Origin of the sequence: Mesorhizobium sp. M1365 (assembly GCF_040317865.1) — a bacterium.
GTDB lineage: Bacteria > Pseudomonadota > Alphaproteobacteria > Rhizobiales > Rhizobiaceae > Mesorhizobium.
Map to the genome: position 1 here is coordinate 418234 of NZ_JAMYLG010000001.1, position 20685 is coordinate 438918.

At 63.3% G+C, this 20685-nt stretch carries 20 protein-coding genes; 9 read left to right on the forward strand and 11 right to left on the reverse strand.

Annotation, left to right across the window (positions count from 1 at the left end; all coding sequences use genetic code 11):
• Positions 1-58: 58 nt before the first annotated feature.
• The 4 genes from NKH04_RS01850 to NKH04_RS01865 all read right to left on the reverse strand — a co-directional run bounded on the left by NKH04_RS01850 (position 59) and on the right by NKH04_RS01865 (position 3616).
• The gene (locus tag NKH04_RS01850) at positions 59-1039 is read right to left on the reverse strand and encodes a 2-hydroxyacid dehydrogenase (protein ID WP_352540374.1); all 981 of its coding nucleotides are present in this window, start codon (positions 1037-1039) and stop codon (positions 59-61) included.
• Positions 1036-2058, reverse strand: coding sequence for a LacI family DNA-binding transcriptional regulator (locus NKH04_RS01855; protein WP_352540495.1), 1023 nt, complete (start codon positions 2056-2058; stop codon positions 1036-1038). Before NKH04_RS01855 ends, NKH04_RS01850 begins: the two co-directional genes overlap by 4 nt.
• Before the next feature lie 68 nt (positions 2059-2126).
• Positions 2127-3011, reverse strand: a complete 885-nt coding sequence (locus tag NKH04_RS01860; protein WP_352540373.1) for a DMT family transporter — start codon at positions 3009-3011, stop codon at positions 2127-2129.
• A gap of 197 nt (positions 3012-3208) precedes the next feature.
• Entirely contained in the window at positions 3209-3616 is a 408-nt protein-coding gene (locus NKH04_RS01865) for a DUF2000 family protein (RefSeq protein ID WP_352540372.1), read from the reverse strand.
• Positions 3617-3668: 52 nt separating this feature from the next.
• Between NKH04_RS01865 and NKH04_RS01870 the strand changes: the two genes are divergently transcribed.
• Positions 3669-4541: an AraC family transcriptional regulator gene (locus NKH04_RS01870; protein ID WP_352540371.1), complete on the forward strand. Its 873-nt coding sequence runs from the start codon at positions 3669-3671 to the stop codon at positions 4539-4541.
• Between the two features lies 1 nt (position 4542).
• On the opposite strand, the gene NKH04_RS01875 is transcribed toward NKH04_RS01870, so the two are convergent.
• Positions 4543-5025: a MarR family winged helix-turn-helix transcriptional regulator gene (locus tag NKH04_RS01875; RefSeq protein ID WP_254816029.1), complete on the reverse strand. Its 483-nt coding sequence runs from the start codon at positions 5023-5025 to the stop codon at positions 4543-4545.
• Positions 5026-5228: 203 nt separating this feature from the next.
• A complete protein-coding gene (locus NKH04_RS01880; protein ID WP_353043985.1) occupies positions 5229-5951 on the reverse strand; it encodes an intradiol ring-cleavage dioxygenase in 723 nt (240 codons plus the stop codon).
• Between the two features lie 198 nt (positions 5952-6149).
• On the opposite strand from NKH04_RS01880, the gene NKH04_RS01885 reads away from it, so the two are divergent.
• Both NKH04_RS01885 and NKH04_RS01890 read left to right on the forward strand, forming a co-directional pair.
• Positions 6150-7217 carry a CobW family GTP-binding protein gene (locus tag NKH04_RS01885; protein ID WP_352767327.1) on the forward strand — a complete coding sequence of 356 codons (1068 nt, stop codon included), beginning with the start codon at positions 6150-6152 and terminating at the stop codon, positions 7215-7217.
• 250 nt (positions 7218-7467) lie between these two features.
• Entirely contained in the window at positions 7468-8442 is a 975-nt protein-coding gene (locus NKH04_RS01890; RefSeq protein WP_353043986.1) for a WD40 repeat domain-containing protein, read from the forward strand.
• A gap of 8 nt (positions 8443-8450) precedes the next feature.
• Here NKH04_RS01890 and NKH04_RS01895 read toward each other — a convergent pair whose 3' ends face one another.
• Positions 8451-8906 carry a hypothetical protein gene (locus NKH04_RS01895; protein ID WP_352818675.1) on the reverse strand — a complete coding sequence of 152 codons (456 nt, stop codon included), beginning with the start codon at positions 8904-8906 and terminating at the stop codon, positions 8451-8453.
• A gap of 157 nt (positions 8907-9063) precedes the next feature.
• On the opposite strand from NKH04_RS01895, the gene NKH04_RS01900 reads away from it, so the two are divergent.
• The 3 genes from NKH04_RS01900 to NKH04_RS01910 all read left to right on the forward strand — a co-directional run bounded on the left by NKH04_RS01900 (position 9064) and on the right by NKH04_RS01910 (position 12691).
• On the forward strand, positions 9064-10446 hold the full coding sequence (locus NKH04_RS01900) for an aspartate aminotransferase family protein (RefSeq protein WP_353043987.1): 1383 nt from the start codon (positions 9064-9066) through the stop codon (positions 10444-10446).
• Positions 10447-10460: 14 nt separating this feature from the next.
• Complete coding sequence (locus NKH04_RS01905; RefSeq protein ID WP_352540365.1) at positions 10461-11882, forward strand: glutamine synthetase family protein; 1422 nt, start codon at positions 10461-10463, stop codon at positions 11880-11882.
• Between the two features lie 86 nt (positions 11883-11968).
• On the forward strand, positions 11969-12691 hold the full coding sequence (locus tag NKH04_RS01910; RefSeq protein ID WP_352470171.1) for a UdgX family uracil-DNA binding protein: 723 nt from the start codon (positions 11969-11971) through the stop codon (positions 12689-12691).
• A 1-nt stretch (position 12692) separates the two neighbouring features.
• On the opposite strand, the gene NKH04_RS01915 is transcribed toward NKH04_RS01910, so the two are convergent.
• The 4 genes from NKH04_RS01915 to NKH04_RS01930 form a co-directional block, all read right to left on the reverse strand.
• Complete coding sequence (locus NKH04_RS01915) at positions 12693-13958, reverse strand: glycerate kinase type-2 family protein (protein ID WP_352469865.1); 1266 nt, start codon at positions 13956-13958, stop codon at positions 12693-12695.
• 175 nt (positions 13959-14133) lie between these two features.
• A complete protein-coding gene (locus NKH04_RS01920) occupies positions 14134-14640 on the reverse strand; it encodes a heme-degrading domain-containing protein (RefSeq protein WP_352697149.1) in 507 nt (168 codons plus the stop codon).
• A 74-nt stretch (positions 14641-14714) separates the two neighbouring features.
• Entirely contained in the window at positions 14715-16028 is a 1314-nt protein-coding gene (gene guaD / locus NKH04_RS01925; RefSeq protein WP_353043988.1) for a guanine deaminase, read from the reverse strand.
• Between the two features lies 1 nt (position 16029).
• Positions 16030-17247: a urate hydroxylase PuuD gene (locus NKH04_RS01930; protein WP_352469862.1), complete on the reverse strand. Its 1218-nt coding sequence runs from the start codon at positions 17245-17247 to the stop codon at positions 16030-16032.
• Positions 17248-17387: 140 nt separating this feature from the next.
• Here NKH04_RS01930 and NKH04_RS01935 point away from each other — a divergent pair, with 140 nt between their 5' ends.
• The 3 genes from NKH04_RS01935 to NKH04_RS01945 all read left to right on the forward strand — a co-directional run bounded on the left by NKH04_RS01935 (position 17388) and on the right by NKH04_RS01945 (position 20641).
• Entirely contained in the window at positions 17388-18308 is a 921-nt protein-coding gene (locus NKH04_RS01935) for a LysR family transcriptional regulator (RefSeq protein ID WP_352452229.1), read from the forward strand.
• Positions 18309-18383: 75 nt separating this feature from the next.
• Positions 18384-19412, forward strand: coding sequence for an LLM class flavin-dependent oxidoreductase (locus tag NKH04_RS01940; protein WP_353043989.1), 1029 nt, complete (start codon positions 18384-18386; stop codon positions 19410-19412).
• Entirely contained in the window at positions 19388-20641 is a 1254-nt protein-coding gene (locus NKH04_RS01945; RefSeq protein WP_353043990.1) for an LLM class flavin-dependent oxidoreductase, read from the forward strand. Before NKH04_RS01940 ends, NKH04_RS01945 begins: the two co-directional genes overlap by 25 nt.
• The last annotated feature ends 44 nt before the right edge of the window (positions 20642-20685 follow it).

Consider the following 20685-nt stretch of genomic DNA (forward strand, 5'->3'; position numbering starts at 1 on the left):
GAGGGGACCAGAATGATTCCGAAGGGTTAAGCTGAAGTTAATAGATATGGCAGCCCGCTTACGGCCTTGCCTTGACATTTGCCGTCTCCGGCACCGGCGTCAGCGCCTTGCGCTGCGAAAACCACGAGACCAGATTGTCGACGCAAAGGTCGGCCATGGCGCGGCGCGTATGCTCGGACGCCGAGCCGACATGCGGCAAAAGCGAGGTGTTGGGCGCGGCAAGCAACGCCGCTGGCACATTCGGCTCGTCGGCAAAGACGTCTAGCCCGGCAGCGGCGATGCTGCCGCTGGCAAGTGCGGCGGCAAGGGCTGGTTCGTCGACCGTGCTGCCCCGGCCGATATTGACGAAGACGCCGTTCGGCCCAAGAGCCGAGAGAATTTCGGCATTGACGGCCTTTTCCGTCGAGGCCCCGCCGGGCGCCACCGAGATCAGCGTGTCGACCGCCTCGGCGAGACCTTTCAGCGTCGGGTGATAGTCATAGGACAGGCCTTCGACGCGGCGCCGGTTGTGATAGGCGATGGGCAGTCCGAAAGCATCGAGCCGCCGGGCAATGGCGAGGCCGATGCGGCCCATGCCGAAGATGCCGACATGGCGACCGCGCAAAGTCAGCCGGCTCAGCGGATAGTTGCCGTTGCTCAGCCAGCTTCCGTCGCGCAGCCAGGCCTCGGCGCGCGGCAGTTCGCGGACGGCATTGATCAACAGGCCGAGCGCCGTATCGGCGACCTCTTCGGTCAGCACATCCGGTGTGTTGGTGACCATGATGCCGCGCCGTGCGGCGTGGCGGATGTCGACCGAATCATAGCCGACGCCGAAATTGGCGATAATCTCGAGCTTTGGCAGCGCGTCCATCAACGCGGCGCTTATGCCGCCAAAGGCGGCTATGCCGCGCACCGTATGACGCATCTCGTCGGTGACCAGCGACGGATCGGCGCGTTCGATCCGGACGCGGCTGAACGCCCCGTCGATGCGGCCGACCGCATGGTCGTTGAACTGGCCCGGCACCAGAATGGTAACAGCTTGCTGTTCGGTTTTTGTCATGCACGTTCCACCGGTTTGCCGGTCGACTGGCGCACATGCAGTTCCGGCTTGATCAGTTCCTGCGACGGCCGCACCGTCTGTCCGTTGAGTTTGTCGAGCAGCGCGCTGGCGGCGCGGCGGCCAACCTCGCGCTGGCCGTTCCACACGGTAGTCAGCGCCGGCGTGGCGATCGCCGCTTCCTCGAGGTCGTCGTAGCCGGTAACCGAGATGTCGATGCCCGGCACCAGCCCGGCGCGGGCAATGCCATTCATCAGGCCGATGGCGACGAGGTCGTTCCAGCAGCAGGCCGCGGTCGGCCTGTCCTTCAGCGCCAGGAACTGCCCGGCCGCCTCGAAGCCGGCCTGCTTGGTGCGCGGGCCGGGGATGCGCCAGGACGGCCTGACCTCAAGCCCTGCCGCCTCCATGGCGTTGACATATCCCTGATAGCGGTCGCGGCCGGTCGACGTCTGGTCGGTACCGCCGATCATGGCGATGCGCTTGTGGCCAAGCGAGATCAGATGGTTGGTGGCAAGCCCGGTGCCATAGGCGTCGTCGCCGCGAAACACCGGCACGTCGGCACCTTCGACGGTGCGTGCAATCAGCACTGCCGGGAGACCGTTCTCCTCGGCCAAGATTATGTCTTCGGGCGGCGTGCCGATGGCCGGCGACATGATGACCCCGTCAGCGCCAAGCTGCAGAAGCGTGTCTATGAAAGTGCGTTGTTTCTCGAGCTGGTCGTAGTGGTTCGACAGGATGAAGGTTTGCCGGCTGCGGTCGAGCTCGCTCTCTATCGAACGCAATATCTCGGCAAAGAACGGGTTCATGATGTCGTGGACGACGACGCCGACTATGCCCGAGCGCGAGGTGCGCAGGCTGGCGGCGCGGCGGTTGTAGATATAGCCGATGGCGCGTGCATGTTCCTTGATGCGATCGCGGGTGCCGCCGGCGACCAGCGGGCTGTCGCGCAAGGCCAGCGAGACCGTGGCCGTGGACACGCCGAGCGCATCCGCGATGGTCGAAAGCTTGATCTTCTGTGCCAGCGCCCTGCGCTCCCGAAGCAATTTAAACTGTTTAAAGGCCGGCTCTTATGCCATCGATTCCGAGCAAATCAAAGTTTTTTTGCCAGCGCTTCCGCCTCCGCGCCCAGCGTTGCGCGGTTGCGCAAGCGGAGCCGGTGCTCGCGGTGAACGATGTAGAGGCCGCTGGCGACGATGACTGTGGCACCGGCCAGCGTCCAGCGATCGGGAAACTGGTTGAAGACGATCAGGCCGGAGATGATCATCCAGATCATCTGCGAATAGGGATAGGGAGCCAGGGCCGTGGTGGTGGCAAGGCGATAGGCCTGCACAAGAAGCCAATGACCGATGGCGCCGAAGACGCCAAGCATCAGCAATATGAACCAGTGCCAGCCATCCTGCGGCAGCGAAGGCGAAAACGGCAGTGTCGGCAGCAGCAGCACGGCCGGCGCCAGCGCCGAAAACAGGATCAGGCTTTCCGAGGTTTCCGTAGCCGACATGCGGCGCGTCATGATGACGTAGAAACTGTTCGATAGCATCGAGCCGAGCGCAAAGAGATGGCCGACGCCAAAAACGCCGACGCCCGGCCGGGTGATGATGAGGACGCCGACAAAGCCGCTCATGATGGCCAGCCAGCGCCGCCAGCCAGCCCATTCGCCGAGCAACGGACCGGCAAGCGCGGTGATCACCATCGGGCCGAAGAAGTAGATCGAGGTGGTTTCCGCCAGTTGCAGCGTCCGCAGCGCCAGAATGTTGAACATCGTCGATCCGAACAGGAGCAGACCGCGCGTGATGTGCGCCGGCAGGTTGGCGGGACGAAAGCGCAGCGGCTCGCGCCATCCGCGCAGAAAGACGCCGACGATCAGCACATGGACCGCGAAGCGGGTCCAGGCGACGATCAGCGCCGAGACGCCGGCCAGCACAAGGTACTTGCTGCTGGTGTCGAGGAAGGTGAAAAACACATAGACGGAAAGCATGCACACGATCGCCGCTGGCGATGTCGCGCTTTCGTCATGTCTTGGGGGAGCATTCAATTTCAGGCCGGACGGGAAGCAAGGCGGTCCCTCACCAATGCGGTAATTGTCGCCTGCGGGCAAGCCAAAACAGGCTGACACAACGACAGCCGCCGACAGGCTCAGTTTGTTTCCCAGTGGCCGACCTAGTGGCCGACGACTCAGGCGTGCATGCGGGCGCCCTTGGTGATCTTGTCGACGAGCTTCTTTTCGGCGCGAAGCGCGATGCCGACCACCTTGGCATCCTCCGGCGCAAATTCGGCAAAGACGGCGCGGTTGGCCAGATCATACCCGGTCGAAAACATTTCCTCGACATAGAGCGAAACCGTCACACCACGCTCCAGCGCCCGCCTCTGGATCGCGACGAGCGTCTGGCCGTCCGCCGAAAGCACGATGACCGGCTGGATCGACAGCGGGTTGTAGATATTGCCGGCGCGATCACGGTAGGGGTCGCCGATAATGTCGGGAAATTGCGCGACGATGCCGCTGGTCAGAAAGGCGGTGACATTGAGCTTTTGCCAGACGGGAAGATCATCCTTGAGGACGATTGCAAATTTCGTATCGAACATGCGACAGTTTCCAATCCGAAAAGGGGGCCAATCCGAGGCTGCGAGTGAAGTTATGGCGCACGATCTAGACCGGGAAGCCTTTCAGGGTCTTGGACGTTTGTGCGTGGATGCAGCCGAGAACTGCATCGTACCGGCACCCGGTGCTGCCGGGATGGAACGCATCGAGGCCCGGTTCCACGGCAATGCCTTCGATCTCCATCGCCACGACACCTATGCGATCGGGGTGACGCTTTATGGCGTGCAGCGCTTCCGCTATCGCGGCCAAATGCACAAGAGCTTGCCCGGCCAGATAATTATCCTTCATCCCGACGAACTGCACGATGGCGGTGCCGGCACCGAAGACGGCTTGCGATACAGAATGCTCTATTTGGAGCCGTCCCTGATGCTCGATTGTCTCGGCGGCGGATCACTGCCATTCGTCGGGAATGCCGTGGTGACAGACCGCGATCTCCGCGCGACGCTGCTTTCGGCGCTCGGGCCGCTGGATCAGGAACTGGACGAGCTGTTTGTCGTCGATTTTATGACGCAGCTTATGCAAAGCCTGGCCCGGCACGCCGGTCAGCCGGCGAAACCGGTAGCGAAAACGGCGTGGCGCGCCGCCAGCCTGGCGCGCGACTATCTGGAGGAAAATGTCGCGCGGATTGTACGTTCAGACGAATTGGAGGCGATAACCGGATTGGACCGTTATGCCCTTTCGCGGCATTTCCGCGCTACCTTCTCCACCAGCCCGCACCGGTTCCTGGTGATGCGCCGGCTTCAGCGGGCCCGTCGGATGATCGAAGCCGACGAGCCGCTGGCGCAAATCGCCATCGCAGCCGGCTTCAGTGATCAAAGCCATTTCAATCGGCATTTCAAGAAGGCGTTCGGCGTCACACCGGGACGTTGGTCGGCACTGACGCGGCGGCCGTCAGCGGCGAACGCGTGAGCTATTCAAGCATCTTGTCTTCGATGTCCAGTTCGTCATCCGGGAGCACCATTTCGCCGTTCGACAGGTTCGCCTCGACGCGGGCAAGCAGCTTGAACAGCGCTTTCTGGTCCTTCTTGTCAAGACCCTTCAATGCCTGCTTTTCGGTCTTCTTCACCGACTTCTCGATGGCGTGGATGATTTCGCGGCCGGTGTCGGTGAGGAAAATATGCGCCTGGCGGGCATCGGCGGACGAGGCCCGCTTCTCCAGAAAACCCTGCGCCTGCAGCCGGTTGATGGTCTTGGTGATGGTTGGCGGACGCACGCCGAGGCGGCCGGCAAGGTTGCCGGGCGTCTGCCCGTCCTCGCGGTCGAGCGCCAGCATGATCTGGTCCTGGCCGGCATAGAAACCATGCGCCAGAAGCCGGGCGGCGAGCGCCGTGCGCGCCAGCCGCGCCGCCGAATGCAGCCGGCTCATTGTTGCAGTCTTGTCCGCCTTGGCCATGCTCATCCCTCCTCGGCCGAACCGGAGCGGACAGCATAGAAGCAGGCCGCCGATTGGCAATGACGATCGAAAACATTCCGGCCCGGAAAATAGCTTTGCCGGCAAGCTTCGCGGTGTTCGCCGTGGCTAATGCCAGATGTTTATTTCAGTTAGATGACAAACGACTTTCCGCAATGGCTGGATGGGGACGTGACGAGGTGTTCTCAACCGGCTTTCACCGCGACCACCATCAACGCCTGATAGGCGTCCGCCATTTCCCGCAGCGCTGCCTGCGACAGCGGCCCGGCCTGCCGCGCAATGCCGTCCCGCGCGTTCGATGTATCGCGTTTGCCCGGGCGATCTTTATAGGGCGCGACGGTGGCGAATATCTGCTCGCTGAGGCTGTCGGGGAAGAACATCTGGCCGGTCATCACCGAGCGGTCGTCGGGGAAGATCTTGAAATGGATGTGGGTGGTGCGGCCGCGATACCAGCCGGGATAGATGGTGGCGAAAGAAGCGATGCCGCTTTCATCGGTTCTCTGCCAGCCGCGGAGAAAGCTCTGGCCGGACGTGTCGATATCCTGCCCGTCGCCCTGTCCGGGATATCCGGAATAGGTGCCCTGGGCATCGCAATGCCAGATATCGACGCGTGCGCCGGGAAGCGGCCGGCAGGCGGCGTCGACGATTTGCAGCCGCACATTGAGGGCGATGCCCTTCTTGCCCTCGGTGATGTCGGCGCGTTCGAGCTTCGGGTCGAAATAGAACGGCCCTTCTGTGACCTCGGGCGTGATGGTGCAGACACCGGCACCGGCTTCAAACAAAGCAAGCCCGGCATAGGGCGAAACCTGCCCGGCCCTTGCACCGGCGGGCAGGAATATGCCGCCAGCGGTAACCGCAACGAGACCGAGCGCCTGCCGACGGCTCAGTGGCAAGGACTTGTCGGACATCTGGCGCCTCTTCAACGCGAACAGCTCCGTAAATGACCCCGCCTGTCTAGGGCCCGCTGTCAGGCGGCGCCAATGAAAGTTCGGTAATGTGAGGAAAGTTCGGCAATACCAGCCCCTCTTTGGCCCACCGGTTTGCCTCGTGCAAAAGCCGAGCACACATCCTATATGGAGCCGACAATCCCTAATTCGAGGCACAATATGAGCGACGCACAGACGCAGATCCCCGTAACCGTCCTCACCGGCTATCTCGGCGCCGGCAAGACGACACTGCTCAACCGCATCCTTTCGGAAAACCACGGCAAGCGCTACGCCGTCATCGTCAATGAATTCGGCGAGATTGGCATCGACAACGAGCTGATTGTGGAATCCGACGAGGAAATATACGAGATGAACAATGGCTGCGTCTGCTGCACCGTGCGCGGCGACCTGATCCGCGTCGTCGAAGGCCTGATGCGCAGGCCTGGCCGCTTCGACGCCATCGTCGTCGAGACCACAGGCCTCGCCGATCCCGTGCCGGTGGCGCAAACCTTCTTCATGGACGACGACGTGCGTTCCAAGACCAGGCTCGATGCGGTGGTGGCGCTGGTCGACGCCAAGCACTTGCCGCTGCGCCTCAAGGATTCCCGCGAGGCCGAGGACCAGATCGCCTTTGCCGATGTCGTCGTGCTCAACAAGACCGATCTGGTCACCCCCGAAGAGCTGAGCAAGGTGGAGGCGACGATCCGCGCCATCAACCCGGCGGCACGAATCCACCGCACCACACGCGCCAGCGTGGCGCTGTCCGAGGTGCTCGATCGCGGTGCGTTCGACCTGTCCCGGGCGCTGGAGAACGATCCGCACTTCCTCGAGGCGCATGACGATCACGACCATCATGATCATGATCATGACCACCATCACCATGATCGCGACGGCCATGATCACCACGATCATGACGGGCATCATCATGCGCACCCTTCCGACATCCATGACGTGACTGTGCAGTCGGTGTCGCTGCGCGGCGGCGAGATGGACCCGAAAAAGTTCTTCCCGTGGATCGAGAAGGTCACCCAAATGGAAGGCCCGAACATCTTGCGGCTGAAAGGGATCATTGCGCTGAAAGGCGATGACGAGCGCTATGTCATCCAGGGTGTGCACATGATCATCGAGGGCGACCACCAGCGCGCCTGGAAGGACGACGAGAAGCACGAGAGCCGGCTGGTGTTCATCGGCCGCGAACTCGACGCCGAGCGACTGAAGACAAGCTTCGAGGCCTGCCAGGCCGCTTGATTTCCGGACTTTATAGCGCTAGCGCTGCCCCTTCTCTCCTTCTCCCCTTGTGGGAGAAGGTGGCCGAGCGAAAGCTCGGTCGGATGAGGGGTGTTCCAGCTTGGCAAGGACGGCACTCCGTCCAGCACCCCTCATCCGTCTTGGCGCTGCGCGCCAATCCACCTTCTCCCACAAGGGGAGAAGGCGGAGCCTCGCCGACAGCCCGGCGGGGTTAGATGACAAGCAGAAATCTCGAACGGAATGATCTCTCATGCCGACAGTCGCCCCGCTCGATCTCGAAGGCCACTGCCTCTCCGCCGTGTTTCTCGGCGACGTGCCGCATTTTGCGCTGGCCGACGGCACAATCCATCGGCTCGACCACGGCCACAAGACGGTGCAGGCCAATGACGGAATGCTCGCCGCCTTCCATGATGCGGCAAACGACCGACTGATCACCGGTGGTGAGGACGGCAGTATCTTTGCCGTGACCCCAGGCGGCAATACAATGGAATTGGCGACCGCAGGCAAAAAATGGATAACCAGCGTCGCCGCCGGGCCGCAAGGCGCTGTTGCCTATGCTTCGGGCAAGATTGCCTATGTGCGCTTTGCCGACGGTAAAACCAGGGAATTCTCGCATCCGCGCTCAGTCGAGGGGCTTGCCTTCTCGCCCAAGGGCATGCGCTTCGGCGTTGCCCGCTACAATGGCGCGACGCTGCACTTCCCGGCTGCCGACGGCAGGCCGGTCGAGCTCGAATGGGCCGGCGCCCACACCGGCATCACCTTCTCGCCGGACGGCGGCTTCCTCGTCACCACCATGCAGGAAAACGCGCTACATGGCTGGAAGCTCGCCGACGGCAAGCACATGCGCATGTCCGGCTACCCCGGCAAGGTCAAAAGCCTGTCGTGGAGCGCCAAGGGCAAATGGCTGGCGAGTTCCGGCGCGCCGGCGGCGATCGTCTGGCCGTTTTCGGGCAAGGACGGGCCGATGGGCAAGGCGCCGCTGGAACTCGGCACGCGCGGCAATGCGATGGTCACCTCCGTCGCCTGTCACCCGAGCCAGGACGTCGTTGCTATCGGCTATGATGACGGGATGGTGATGGCGGTGCGCTTCGCCGACGCCAAGGAAGTGCTGTTGCGCCGGCCCGGCAAGGGCGCCGTCACTTCGATGATGTGGGACAAGGAAGAGCGCCGCGTCGCCTTTGGCAGCGCTGCTGGCGACTGCGGCGTCATCGATATTTCGGCGTAGCCTGTTACTTACTCGGCTCCGCAAGATACTTTGCCGGTCAATTCAGCCTGCTTGCCGTCCTTTTCGGCCTCGGCCGTTCCATCATAGATTGAGAGCAAATAGCGGCCGTCATAGACGCCTTCGTCGCTGACCTTGGTCAGGATCGCCAGTTCGACGTAGCCGTAGGCGTTTTCGACCTGCCGTTCGTGGTAGACGAGCAGCCGCAATTCCTTGTTGTCGAGCCAATATTGCGTGAGGTTCTGATCCTCGAACACCGTCTTGCGCAGACTGTCGGCAGCCGGCCTGCCCAGAATCTCGAGCTCGCCGCTAAAATTGAAGGTCGGCCCGCCCATGCCTCTGGTGACCCCGGCACCGATCTGAAATTTGACGGCTGCATCCTCGGCGGAACACCAGATGCCGCCGGACGCCAGAGCCGCACCAACCGACGACAGCAGCGTTGTTGCGCAGACGGTCGCCCGCACCATCTTATGCCCTCCAGCCGAAGTACCATTGGCGCCCGAAGGCGGCTCGCGGTCAAGCGCCTGTTTTCATTCAAATGACCGCTGACCCAACACAGGGCAGCCGCCCGGCCAATTGCGGTAGCGGCCGCCGATTGTCTAATGTGCGACTGAGAGGGCCGCCATGAACGTCATGAACCATGCAAAGACTTCCATCGGCGGCATCGGCCCGGCCCGGATCGCCGAGTTGCGCGCGACCGAGGCAGAAGTCTTCTGCCGGGCGCGGCCGAAATCGATGGCGAAAATCGGCAATGGCCTGCCCGGCTTCTTCGGCGGCGTGCCGATGCATTGGATGAACGACTGGCCGACGCCGTTCCCGATCCTTGTCGATAGTGCCAGGGGCGCCATCATCAGAGATATCGACGGCAACCGGCTCGACGATTTCTGCCTTGGCGACACCGGTTCGATGTTCAGTCATTCGCCGCCGCCGGTCGCACGCGCCATCCGCAGGCAGGCCGGACGCGGCCTGACCTACATGCTGCCTGCCGAGAACGCCCTCGCCATCGGGCCGCTGCTGCAGCAGCGTTTCGGCTTGCCATTCTGGCAGATCGCGACGACGGCGACCGATGCCAACCGCTTCGCGCTGCGGGTTGCCCGCGCCGTTACCGGCCGGGAGAAGATACTGGTCTTCAACGGCTGCTATCATGGCTCGGTCGACGAGACGATGGTGCGGCTGGTCGCCGGGAAAGCGGTGAATCGACCGGGACTGGCCGGCGAGTTCCGCGACCTGACGCGGGCGACTGATGTCGTCGAATTCAACGATCTGCCGGCGCTCGACGCGGCACTCCGGGGCAACGATGTCGCCTGCGTCATCGCCGAGCCGGTGCTGACCAATTCCTGCATGGTGCTGCCCGAAGCCGGCTTTCATGATGGCTTGCGGCGTCTCACCCGTGCGACCGGCACGCTGCTTCTAATCGACGAGACGCATACAATCTCGACCGGTCCCGGCGGCTATACAAGCAAATACGGGCTGGAGCCGGACCTGTTCGTGCTAGGCAAGCCGATTGCCGGCGGCGTACCGGCGAGCGTCTGGGGCATGAGCGAAGACGTTGCGGCCCGCTATGCCGCTTATATCAGCCGGAAAGAGCCCGGCTACTCCGGCATGGGGACAACGCTGTCGGCCAATCCGCTGCAGTTCGCAGCGATGCGCGCCACGCTCGAATATGTCATGACCGACGAGAACTACAGCCATATGGACAATCTGGCGCGGCGGCTCGACGCCGGGCTGACCGCCGTCATCGATCGCTATCGTCTGCCCTGGCATGTTGCTCGCGTCGGTGCCCGTGTCGAGTTCATCTGCGCGCCGGGCCCGCTGAGGAACGGCGGCGAAGCGGAGGCTGCGCACGTGCCGGAGCTCGAGGCGGCAATCCATGTCGCGCTGGTCAATCGCGGCGTGCTGATCGCACCCTTCCACAACATGATGCTGATCTCTCCTGCGACCAGCGCCGCCCAGGTGAACCGGCTGATCACTGCCTTCGGCGCGGTTGCGGCAAAGCTTACGGCGTGAGACAAGCTTGCGGCATGAAACAAGCGCCCAAGCAAAGTTTGAACCTGGTCACGGCATCCCCTTCGGGCTCGACGCCCGCCGAGGCGCTGGCCTTTCTCGACGCTCATCCCGAGATCGAAGCGTTCGACATCGTGCTGACCGACGCCAATGGCGTCGGGCGCGGCAAGATCGTGCGCCGGCATGAGTTGATGAGCATCTTCGAGGGGGGCCGGCACATGCCGATCTCGATCCTCGGCCTCGACATCACCGGCGAGGATGTTCACGAGACCGGGCTGATCTGGACGACGGGCGACGGCGACCTGCGGGCGTGGCCGATCCCCGGCACACTGGTGCCGCTGTTCGGCACCCAGCCGCCGCGCGGTCAGGTGCTGATGGCGATGTACCATCTCGATGGCCAGCCGATGTCGTCCGACCCGCGGCTGGCACTCGCCCGCCAGGTAGACATCCTCGCGGCCCAGGGCCTGCATCCGGCCGGCGCCTTCGAGCTCGAATTCTTCCTGCTCGCCAACGAGCGCGACGCCGAAGGCAAGGTGCAGCCGGCGCACGCGGTGCTTGACGGACGCCGCTCGGCCAAGACTGAGGTCTATTCGGTCGACCATCTGCACGGCATGGAGCCGCTGTTTTCCGACATCTACGCCGCAGCCAAGGTGCAAGGCATCCCGGCCGAGACGGTCATCTCGGAATATGCGCCCGGCCAGTACGAGCTGACGCTCAACTACCGCAAGGATGTGATGCGGGCGGCCGACGATCTCGTCATGCTCAAGCGACTGGTGCGGGCGCAGGCGCGCCGTCATGGTGTCACCGCTTGCTTCATGGCCAAGCCGATCGAGAAATATGCCGGCTCGGGCATGCATTTTCACGTCTCGCTGCTGGACGATGCCGGCAAGAATGTCTTTGCCGAAACCGGCGGCGAAAGCTGGTCGCTGCCGCTGCTGCGCGGCCTCGGCGGACTGATCCAGACGATGGCGGAATCGATGCTGGTCTTCGCGCCGCACGCCAATTCATGGCGGCGCTTCGTCTCGCAATCCTATGCGCCGGTGGCGCCGACCTGGGGCGTCAACAACCGTTCGGTGGCACTGCGTGTGCCGGCCGGCGATGCCAGGAACCGCCGCATCGAGCACCGGCCATCGGGCGTCGACGCGAATCCTTACCTGGTGGCGGCAACGGTGCTGGCCGGTGTCGTCAAAGGCCTCGACGAAGGCCTCGATCCCGGTCCCGAAACCACCGGCAATGGCTACGAATCAGCCGTCACGCGCACGACGATGCCGGTCGACTGGCGTGCCGCGATCGAGGCGGCAAGGGCGTCGACCTTCCTCAAGGGCGCATTGGGCGAAGACCTGCACCGGACGTTCGTGGCGATCAAGCAGTCGGAATATCTGCGCGTGGCGCGCACGGTCAGCGAACTGGATTATCACCTCTATCTGCACGAGGTGTAGGGCATCACATCGTCGGCCATCCGCCGGTGAAGGCCCATGCGGAATAATTTCAGCGGAACCTTCGGCGGGCTTTGCTCATTGCGTGTCTGATTGCAGGAGCGAGCAAGGCCGCCTTAGTCATGATCGCCAGGATGCAGACAACCCCGACGCCGCACCATGCCAAAGTGCAGGCAAGACGCTTGCCTGCAAGCAAGTCTCCGGAAACGACAGAAATCGACGCCAGGACGATTCCTGAACTGCGTGAAACGGCCAAGATCTGCCGCCGCTGTCCGCTATGGCACGACGCCACGCAGACCGTGTTCGGTGAAGGCCCTGATAAAGCCAAGGTGATCTTCGTCGGCGAACAGCCGGGCGACCAGGAGGACCTGGCGGGCAAGCCCTTCGTCGGTCCGGCGGGCAAGGTGTTCGACGCGATCCTGGACGATGCCGGCGTCGATCGGCTGAAAGTCTACGTCACCAACGCAGTCAAGCATTTCAAGTTCGAGCCGCGCGGCAAGCGGCGCATCCACTCCAAGCCGAACGCCGGCGAGGTGCAGGCTTGTCGCTGGTGGCTCGACAAGGAAATCGATCTGATCAAGCCCAATCTGGCGGTGGCGCTCGGCGCAACGGCGGCGCAGGCGCTGCTCGGCAAGGTGGTGCCGATCATGAAGATGCGCGGGGCCGTCGTGGAGCGTGACGATGGCTTGCGTGTCTTCGTCACCATCCACCCGTCCTTCATCCTGCGCATTCGCGAGCCGGCGGACAGGCAGGCAGAACGCGACCGGTTCCTGCAGGATATGAGAGCGGTGAAAAAGCTGATGGCCGCCTGAGCTATTTGATCAATATCGCCCTGAGATCGTTGACGTTTGTGCCGGTCGGACCGGGTACGAAAAGGTCATCTACGGCATTGAATGCCGTCCAGGCGTTGTTGCCGGCAAGCATGGCCTTGGCATCGATGCCCGCCTTATGCATCCGCGACACTGTCGAGCCGTCGGCGAAGGCGCCGGCATTGTCTTCCGAACCGTCTATGCCGTCGGTGTCGGCGGCCAGTGCGTGGACGCCCGCCAGGCCGCTGATCCCAATGGCGAAGGCGAGCAGGAATTCCGAGTTGCGGCCGCCTTTGCCTTTCGCGCGCAAGGTCACGGTCGTCTCGCCGCCCGACAGGATCAGCACCGGTTTTGCGAATGGCCGGTTGCGCGTCGCCACTTCGCGCGCGATTGCAGCGTGGACGCCGCCGACCTCACGCGCCTCGCCCTCGATGGAATCGGAGAGAATGACCGCTTCGATACCTTGGTACCTGGCTTCGGCCGCAGCCGCTTCCAGCGATACGCCGGCCGAGGCGATCAGATGTACCTCGTTGCGCGAAAAACGCGGATCATCGACGCGCGGTGCATCGGCGGCCGGCGAATTGATGTGCGCCATCACTGAAGCCGGTAGTTTCATGTCATAGGCGGCGATCGACGCTAATGCATCTTCGCGGCTGCCGGAATCGGGAACAGTCGGGCCGGAAGCGACCAGCGCCGGATTATCGCCCGGAATGTCGGAGACCACCAGCGACACCACCTTGGCTGGATAGGCAGCGGCTGCCAGCCTGCCGCCCTTGATCGTGGAAAGGTGTTTGCGGATGGTGTTCATCGCGGCGATCGGCGCGCTGGAGGCGAGCAGCGCCTCGTTGACGGCGATCTCATCGGCCAGCGTCAGACCTTCGGCAGGTGACGGCAGCAGCGCCGAGCCGCCGCCCGAAATGAGCGCCACGACGAGGTCGTCCGCAGTCAGTCCCTGGATCTTTTCGAGCAGCCGCCGGGAAGCTTCGAGCCCCGCGCCATCCGGCACCGGATGCGCCGCCTCGATGATCTCGATGCGCCGGCAGGCCGCGCCATAGCCGTAGCGGGTGACGACCAGCCCTTCGATCGGCCGGTCCCACACTTTCTCGAAAGCCGCCGCCATCTGCGCCGAGCCTTTTCCTGCACCGATGACGATGGTCCGGCCCTTCGGCCTTGCCGGCAAATGATCCTTGATCGTCCTCTGGGGATCCGCGGCGGCAACGGCGGCGTTGAAGATCGAAATGAGAAAGGACTTGGGATCGAGCGCGGTCATACTGAGGTACCACGGACGCTGTGCGAGCTTCTGCGGCGTTTGCGCTGCCCCTCACCGTTACCCTCTCCCCGCAGAGAGACGGCAAGAGGGGATCGCCAGCGTTGGAGCGTTTCCCTTGTCCCCGTCACTACGCGGGGAGAAGGTGCCGGCAGGCGGATGAGGGGCAGCGCCAACGTCACGATGTTGCTTCCGGCGGCAGGACCAACTCCTGGCTATCGACGCCCAAGTAGCTACACAGCGTATCGACGACCACTCCGTGGTCCTCGCGCTCCGGTAGACCGGAGACGGCGATCACGCCGATGACGCCAGCGCCCTTGACAGTGATGGGAAAGCCGCCACCGGCCAGCACATAGTCGGCAACGTCCAGCCCTTCGCCGGGCTTGAAGCTGCGGTCGGGGCGCTGCTGCTCCAGTACAATGCGGTAGGTGCTTTTCAGGAACCGCCGCACGACGTTGATCTTGCGCCGCGCCCAGTCCGGATTGGAGGCGTTCGAGCCGGGCATTGCCGCATAGAACAGCGGCCGGTCGAAAGTTCTGATATCGACGATGATTGGCAGGTTTTCCTTGAGAGCCCGGTCGCGGATCGCCGAGCCGATCTCGAAAGCGACGGCTTCGTCGAAGGCCGAAAAGACAAGCGTGGCTTCCTGTTTCTTGATCAGAGCGATGTCGTCCGCAACGGCCATGTCGTTCCCCTGTCGATCTCGCCTGTTGCTTTGGCGGATGGCTGCCGCCCGGTCAAGCCGGCCGCATACGACGGCTAAACCGCTATATCCGCCTTGGCCGCCCGGCCGGCGATATAGACCTCGCGCACGGCGCGGTCGTCGCCGAGCGTCTGCAGCAGAAATAATTCCTCGGCGAGCGTGTCCGCCGTCTCCACCCGCAGCCGCATCGCCGGCGTGGCGCGGGCGTCGAGCACGATGATATCGGCGTCGCTGCCTTCCTCCAGGGTGCCGATCTTTTCCGCAAGCGACAGCGCCTCGGCATTGCCGCGGGTCAGCTGCCAGAAGGACTGGAACGGATTGAGCTTCTCGCCGTTCAGCGCGATCACCTTGTAGCCCTCGTCCATGGTGCGCAGCATCGAATAGTTGGTGCCACCGCCGACATCGGTGGCTGCGGCGATGCGAAGCGGCTTCTCGCGGCGGCTATAGCGCTGATAATCGAACAGGCCCGAGCCGAGAAACAGGTTGGAGGTTGGGCAGAACACCGCCACCGAGCCGCTATCCGAAAGCGCATCCGCCTCGCGTTCCGACAGGTGGATGCAATGGCCGAACAGGCTTCTGCGCCCGAGCAGCCCATAGTGTTCGTAGATGTCGGTGTAGTCCCGCGTCTGCGGGTATAATTGCTGCGTGAAGGCGATCTCGGCGTGGTTTTCCGACAGATGTGTCTGCATGTGCAGATCAGGATATTCGCGGCAGAGCGCGCCCGCCATCTCCAATTGCTCGGGCGACGAGGTGATGGCGAAGCGCGGCGTGATGGCATAGTGCTGGCGCCCCTTGCCGTGCCACTCATCGATCAACGCCTTGCTGTCGTCATAGCCCGATTGCGGCGTGTCGAGCACGCCGTCCGGCGCGTTGCGGTCCATCATCACCTTGCCGGCGATGTTGAGCATGTTGCGGTCGTGCGACTCGGCAAAGAACGCTTCGGCAGATTCCTTGTGTACCGAGCAATAGGCCGCCACTGTCGTGGTGCCGTGGCGCAACACTTCATCCAGGAACAGCCTGGCGATACGGCGGCCATGCTGGGCGTTCTGGAATTTGGTCTCTTCCGGAAAAGTGTAGGTGTTCAGCCAGTCGAGCAGTTCGGCGCCGAAGGAAGCGATGACCTGCATCTGCGGAAAATGTGCATGCGCATCGATGAACCCGGGCAGCAGCAGATGTGGCCTGTGGTCGACCTTTTTTGTTCCCTCGCCCGCCTTTTTCTCGACCTCGGCATAGGCGCCAGCGGCAACGATCCTTCCGTCGCGCATCAGCAGGCCGCCATCTTGCTCGTAGCGCCAGGCGGAATGGTCGTCGATGGTTTCTGGCCAGCGCAAAAACGACAGCGTGCGGCCGCGCAGCAGCGTGCTGGTCATGCTATTTCCCCGCGCCTTCGAACCAGGCTACCAGCAGTGCCCGTTCCTTGTCGGTGATCTGCGTGACGTTGGCGGGCGGCATGGCGTGGCTGCGTCCGGCCTGCAGGTAGATCTCGCCGGCGTGCTCGGCGATGCCGGCATCGGTATCGAGCATCACGCCCTTAGGCGCGTGGTAAATGCCCGCGTAGGACGGCTCCGCCGCATGGCACATCGAACAGCGGCCAAGCACCGTATCACGCACGGCGGGAAAGTGCGCCGAGGCGACGTAGACCTGTGCCGCCGAGGACGTTTTGACCTCGCCGGTCAGCAGCTTCGGTGCCGTCGACAGCCAGATGATGACGACGAACAGGACGGCGGCGGCCAGCCAGGTCCAGGTCGGATTGCCTTTGCGCGCGTGCCTGGTATTGAAATAGTGCCGGATCAGCACGCCGATGATGAACACCAGCGAGGCAATGACCCAGTTGAACTCTGTGCCGAACGCCAGCGGATAATGGTTCGACAGCATCAGGAACAAAACCGGCAGCGTCAGGTAATTGTTGTGCAGCGAGCGCTGTTTGGCGATCTTGCCGTATTTCGGATTGGGCTTACGGCCAGCGATCAGGTCGGCGACGACGATCTTCTGGTTGGGGATGATGACCATGAAAACGTTGGCCGACATGATCGTCGCGGTGATGGCGCCGAGATGCAGGAAGGCGGCGCGGCCGGTGAACAGGTGGGTCAGTCCCCAGGCCATGAATACCAGCACCCCATACAGCACCAGCATCAGGCCGGTGTCGCTGTTGCCGAGCGGCGAACGGCACAAGAGATCGTAGACCACCCAGCCGACGCCGATCGTCGCCAGCGACAGCAAGATGCCTGTAGGCACCGACATGGCAAGGACATTCGGATCGATCAGGAACAGGTCCGCCCCGGCATAGTAGACGACGCACAGCATGGCGAAGCCCGACAGCCAGGTGGCGTAGGATTCCCACTTGAACCAGGTCAGATGCTCGGGCATCTCAGCCGGCGCCACCAGATATTTCTGCACATGGTAGAAGCCGCCGCCATGCACCTGCCATTCCTCGCCGAAGGCTCCGGCAGGCATGCCCGGACGCTGGCGCAGCCCGAGATCGAGCGCGACGAAATAAAAGGACGATCCAATCCAGGCGATACCGGTGACGACGTGCAGCCAGCGCACGGCGAAACTCAGCCAATCCCAGAATATCGCGAAATCCATCATGAAAAAATCGTCCCTGCCGATCCACTGACTTTACGGACTGGAGCGCAAACGGAAAGGGCCGAGCTGCACGATGACTTTCAAAAAAAATTGGAAAATACTAGGCTGATCATACGCAGCCACATGAGAGCCACGGAAGCCGCATGGCCTATCTCGACAACATCGCCGTTTTCGTCCGCGTCGTCGAGCTCGGCAATTTGTCGGCGGCTGGGCGCGACATGCGCATTTCGCCCGCGGTCGCCTCTAACCGGATCAAGGAGCTCGAGAAGCACCTGGGCGTCAGGCTGTTCAACCGCACGACGCGACAATTGATGCCGACCGAGCACGGCACCGTGTTCTACTCTGGCGCCAAGCAGGTGCTGGAGGCGGTCACCGAGGCGGAAGCGGCGGTCAGCGCGCTATCCGGCCAGCCGCGCGGCACCATAAAGGTGACAGCGCCGCTCGGCCTCGGGCGGCGGCTGGTAGCATCCGGAATCCCGGATTTCCACGACAGGTACCCAGATATCGAGGTGCGGCTCCGGCTTTCCGATCACAATGTCGATATCATGAAGGAAGGCATCGACGTTGCGTTCCGGCTGGGCATCATCGAGGATTCCAGCCTCAGGATGCGCGGCATCATGGACTGCGAGCGCGTGCTGGTAGCGGCTCCGCAATATCTGGACGTGCGCGGCGAGCCGACCGAGCCGCAGGAGTTGATCGGCAAGAAACACGATTGCCTGATGCTGCGCTATTCCGGCGCGCGCGAATATGTCTGGACGCTGCAGACGCCGAATGGGCCGCAAAAGTTCGAGGTGCACGGCCCCTACGATACCGATGATGGCGACGTGCTGACCGGCTGGGCGCTGTCCGGCCGCGGTATCATCAACAAGCCGCGCTTCGAGGTCGAGCCGTTTATCCGCGACCAGCGGCTGAAGGTGATCCTGAGCAACACGCCGCCGACGCCGGTGCAGTTCGCCGCCGTCTACCCGCACAAGAAGCTGCAGGATCCGAAGGTGCGGCTGCTGCTCGATTTCATGGCCGAGCGCTGCCAGCGGCTGATCAGGGATATTCTGGCCGGCAAATGATCGCTGGCTGGCCGATTGCTTTCCGTCCAGCCGGCGAGATAATTCTCAAGGAATCTCGCTCAACAGGGAAAAGCGATGGCCAACGGCGCCACAATGTGTCTCGCCGTTTCACTGTCTCCGGAAGCCGCTCCTTCCCATCCGCCCGACGCCGGCCCGGACTTCAGTCTGCTGACGCGGTTCGTGCAAGAAGCCGAAGCGGCCGGTCTGGACATGGTGTTGCTGGGCGATTCCGCACCGGTTGCAGGCGGGCCGAACCGGCAAATGCGCTTCGAAGCAACGACCTTGCTGGCAGCGCTGGCGACGGTGACAAGCAGGATCGGTCTCGTCGCGGCAGCGTCGACGGTCGCCCACCAGCCCTATAATCTCGCGCGCCGTTTCGCTTCGCTCGATATTATCAGCCATGGCCGCGCCGGCTGGAACGCGAGCATGATGCCCGACCCGCGCGAGGCCGCCAATTTCAGCCGACAGGAAGGGTTTTCCGGCGATGATTTCCGCCTGCGCGCCGAGGAATTCATCGGCATCGTGCAAGGCTTGTGGAAAGGCTGGGACGCAGACGCGCTGCTGTTCGACAAAGTTGGCGGCCGCTTCTTCGATCCCGAGAAGATGCACCTTCTCGACCACAAGGGCGAATATTTTTCCGTGCGCGGGCCGCTCAACGTGGCGCGGTCGCCGCAGGACACGCCGGTGCTGGTCATGTCCGGCCTGTCCGAGCCCGACATGGATATTGCCGCCCGCACCGCCGATGTTGTCCTGCGGGACCAGCGATCGATCGACTGGGCTGACGATCTGAAGCGCCGTGCGCTTGCGTTCGGGCGCAGGCCGGAGGCGCTGAAAGTGCTGATGAACGTTGTCGCGGTTGCCGAAATAGCCGCCGCCCCGGACATGTTTGCGGATCGGCTCGAAGAGTGCTTTCGCTCCACAGCTTGTGACGGTTTTAACATTCTCATGCCGCGGATGGTAGCGCTCGACAATTTCGTTGATTGCGTGCTGCCGGGCCTTCGCCGCCGCGGCCTCGTTAGGCCTGGTTACCGCGGGGCGACACTTCGCTCCCATCTCGGACTTGCCGGGGAGGATCGGCAATGGGTACCGGTCTACGGCAGATGAAGCTCGGCGCCTTCCTGTGGGCGACAGGCCACCACATCGCCGCCTGGCGCCATCGGCAGGCGCATGTCACGGCCGGCATCGACATCGATCACTACATCCAGCTGGCGCGGACGGCGGAAGCGGCGAAGTGCGACATGATCTTCTGCGAGGACGCCGCCGGCGTGCGTGAGGCCAATGTCGATATCGCCAGCCAGACCTCACGCTCGATCGGCTTCGAGCCGATCAGCCTGCTTGCCGCGCTCGCGGTGCAGACGGAGCGCATCGGCCTCGTCTCAACGGCGTCGACGAGCTATAACGAGCCTTACGGGCTGGCGCGAACCTTCCTGTCGCTCGACCACCTGAGCGGCGGCCGTGCCGGCTGGAACCTTGTCACTTCCGCCAGCCAGATCGAGGCCGCCAATTTCGGCTCGACCGGTCTGCGCCCGCATGCCGACCGCTACGAACGGGCGCGCGAATTCGCTGCCGTGGTTGCTGGCCTTTGGCAAGGCCAGGGCGGACACGAAGGCAGAAGCTTTTCGGTGCGCGACCCGCTCGATCTGCCGCGCTCGCCACAAGGTGCGCCGGTCATGGTTCAGGCGGGAGCGTCGGACGAAGGCCGCGATCTCGCCGTCCGGACCGCCGATGTGGTGTTCACTGCGGCGCAAACATTCGAGGAGGGGAAGGCCTTCTACGACGACCTCAAGGGACGGCTGGCGGCCTATGGGCGCCAGCCGGACGACCTCAAGATCATGCCCGGCGTCGCGCCGGTCGTCGCCGCAAGCGAAGCGGAAGCCCGGGCAAAACATGATGAACTGCAGGAGCTGATACCGGACGATGTCGGTGTCGCGCTGCTTTCCAGCTACCTCAGCATATCCGATCTCGCGCGCTATCCCATCGACGGACCGCTGCCCGAGCTGCCGGCCAGCGAAGGCATGCAGAGCCGGCAGGCGCTCGTCATCGAGCAATCACGCCGCGACAAGCTGTCCATTCGCCAGCTTGCCCGTCATTTCGCCGGCGCGCGCGGCCATTGGCGCGTCGTCGGAACGCCCGCCCAGATCGCCGACGAGCTCGAGGCACGCTTCGAGGGCGGCGCCGCAGACGGTTTCAACGTCATGCCATCCTATTTTCCCGGCCAACTCGATGCCTTTGCCACACTAGTCGTGCCGGAGCTACAGCGGCGCGGGCTGTTCCGTACGGACTATGAAGGCAGCACGCTGCGCGATCATCTGGGCTTGAAAAGGCCGGCGTAAACGACGCGCGGAACGAAAGTCGGAGATCGCCGTTTGGGATGCTG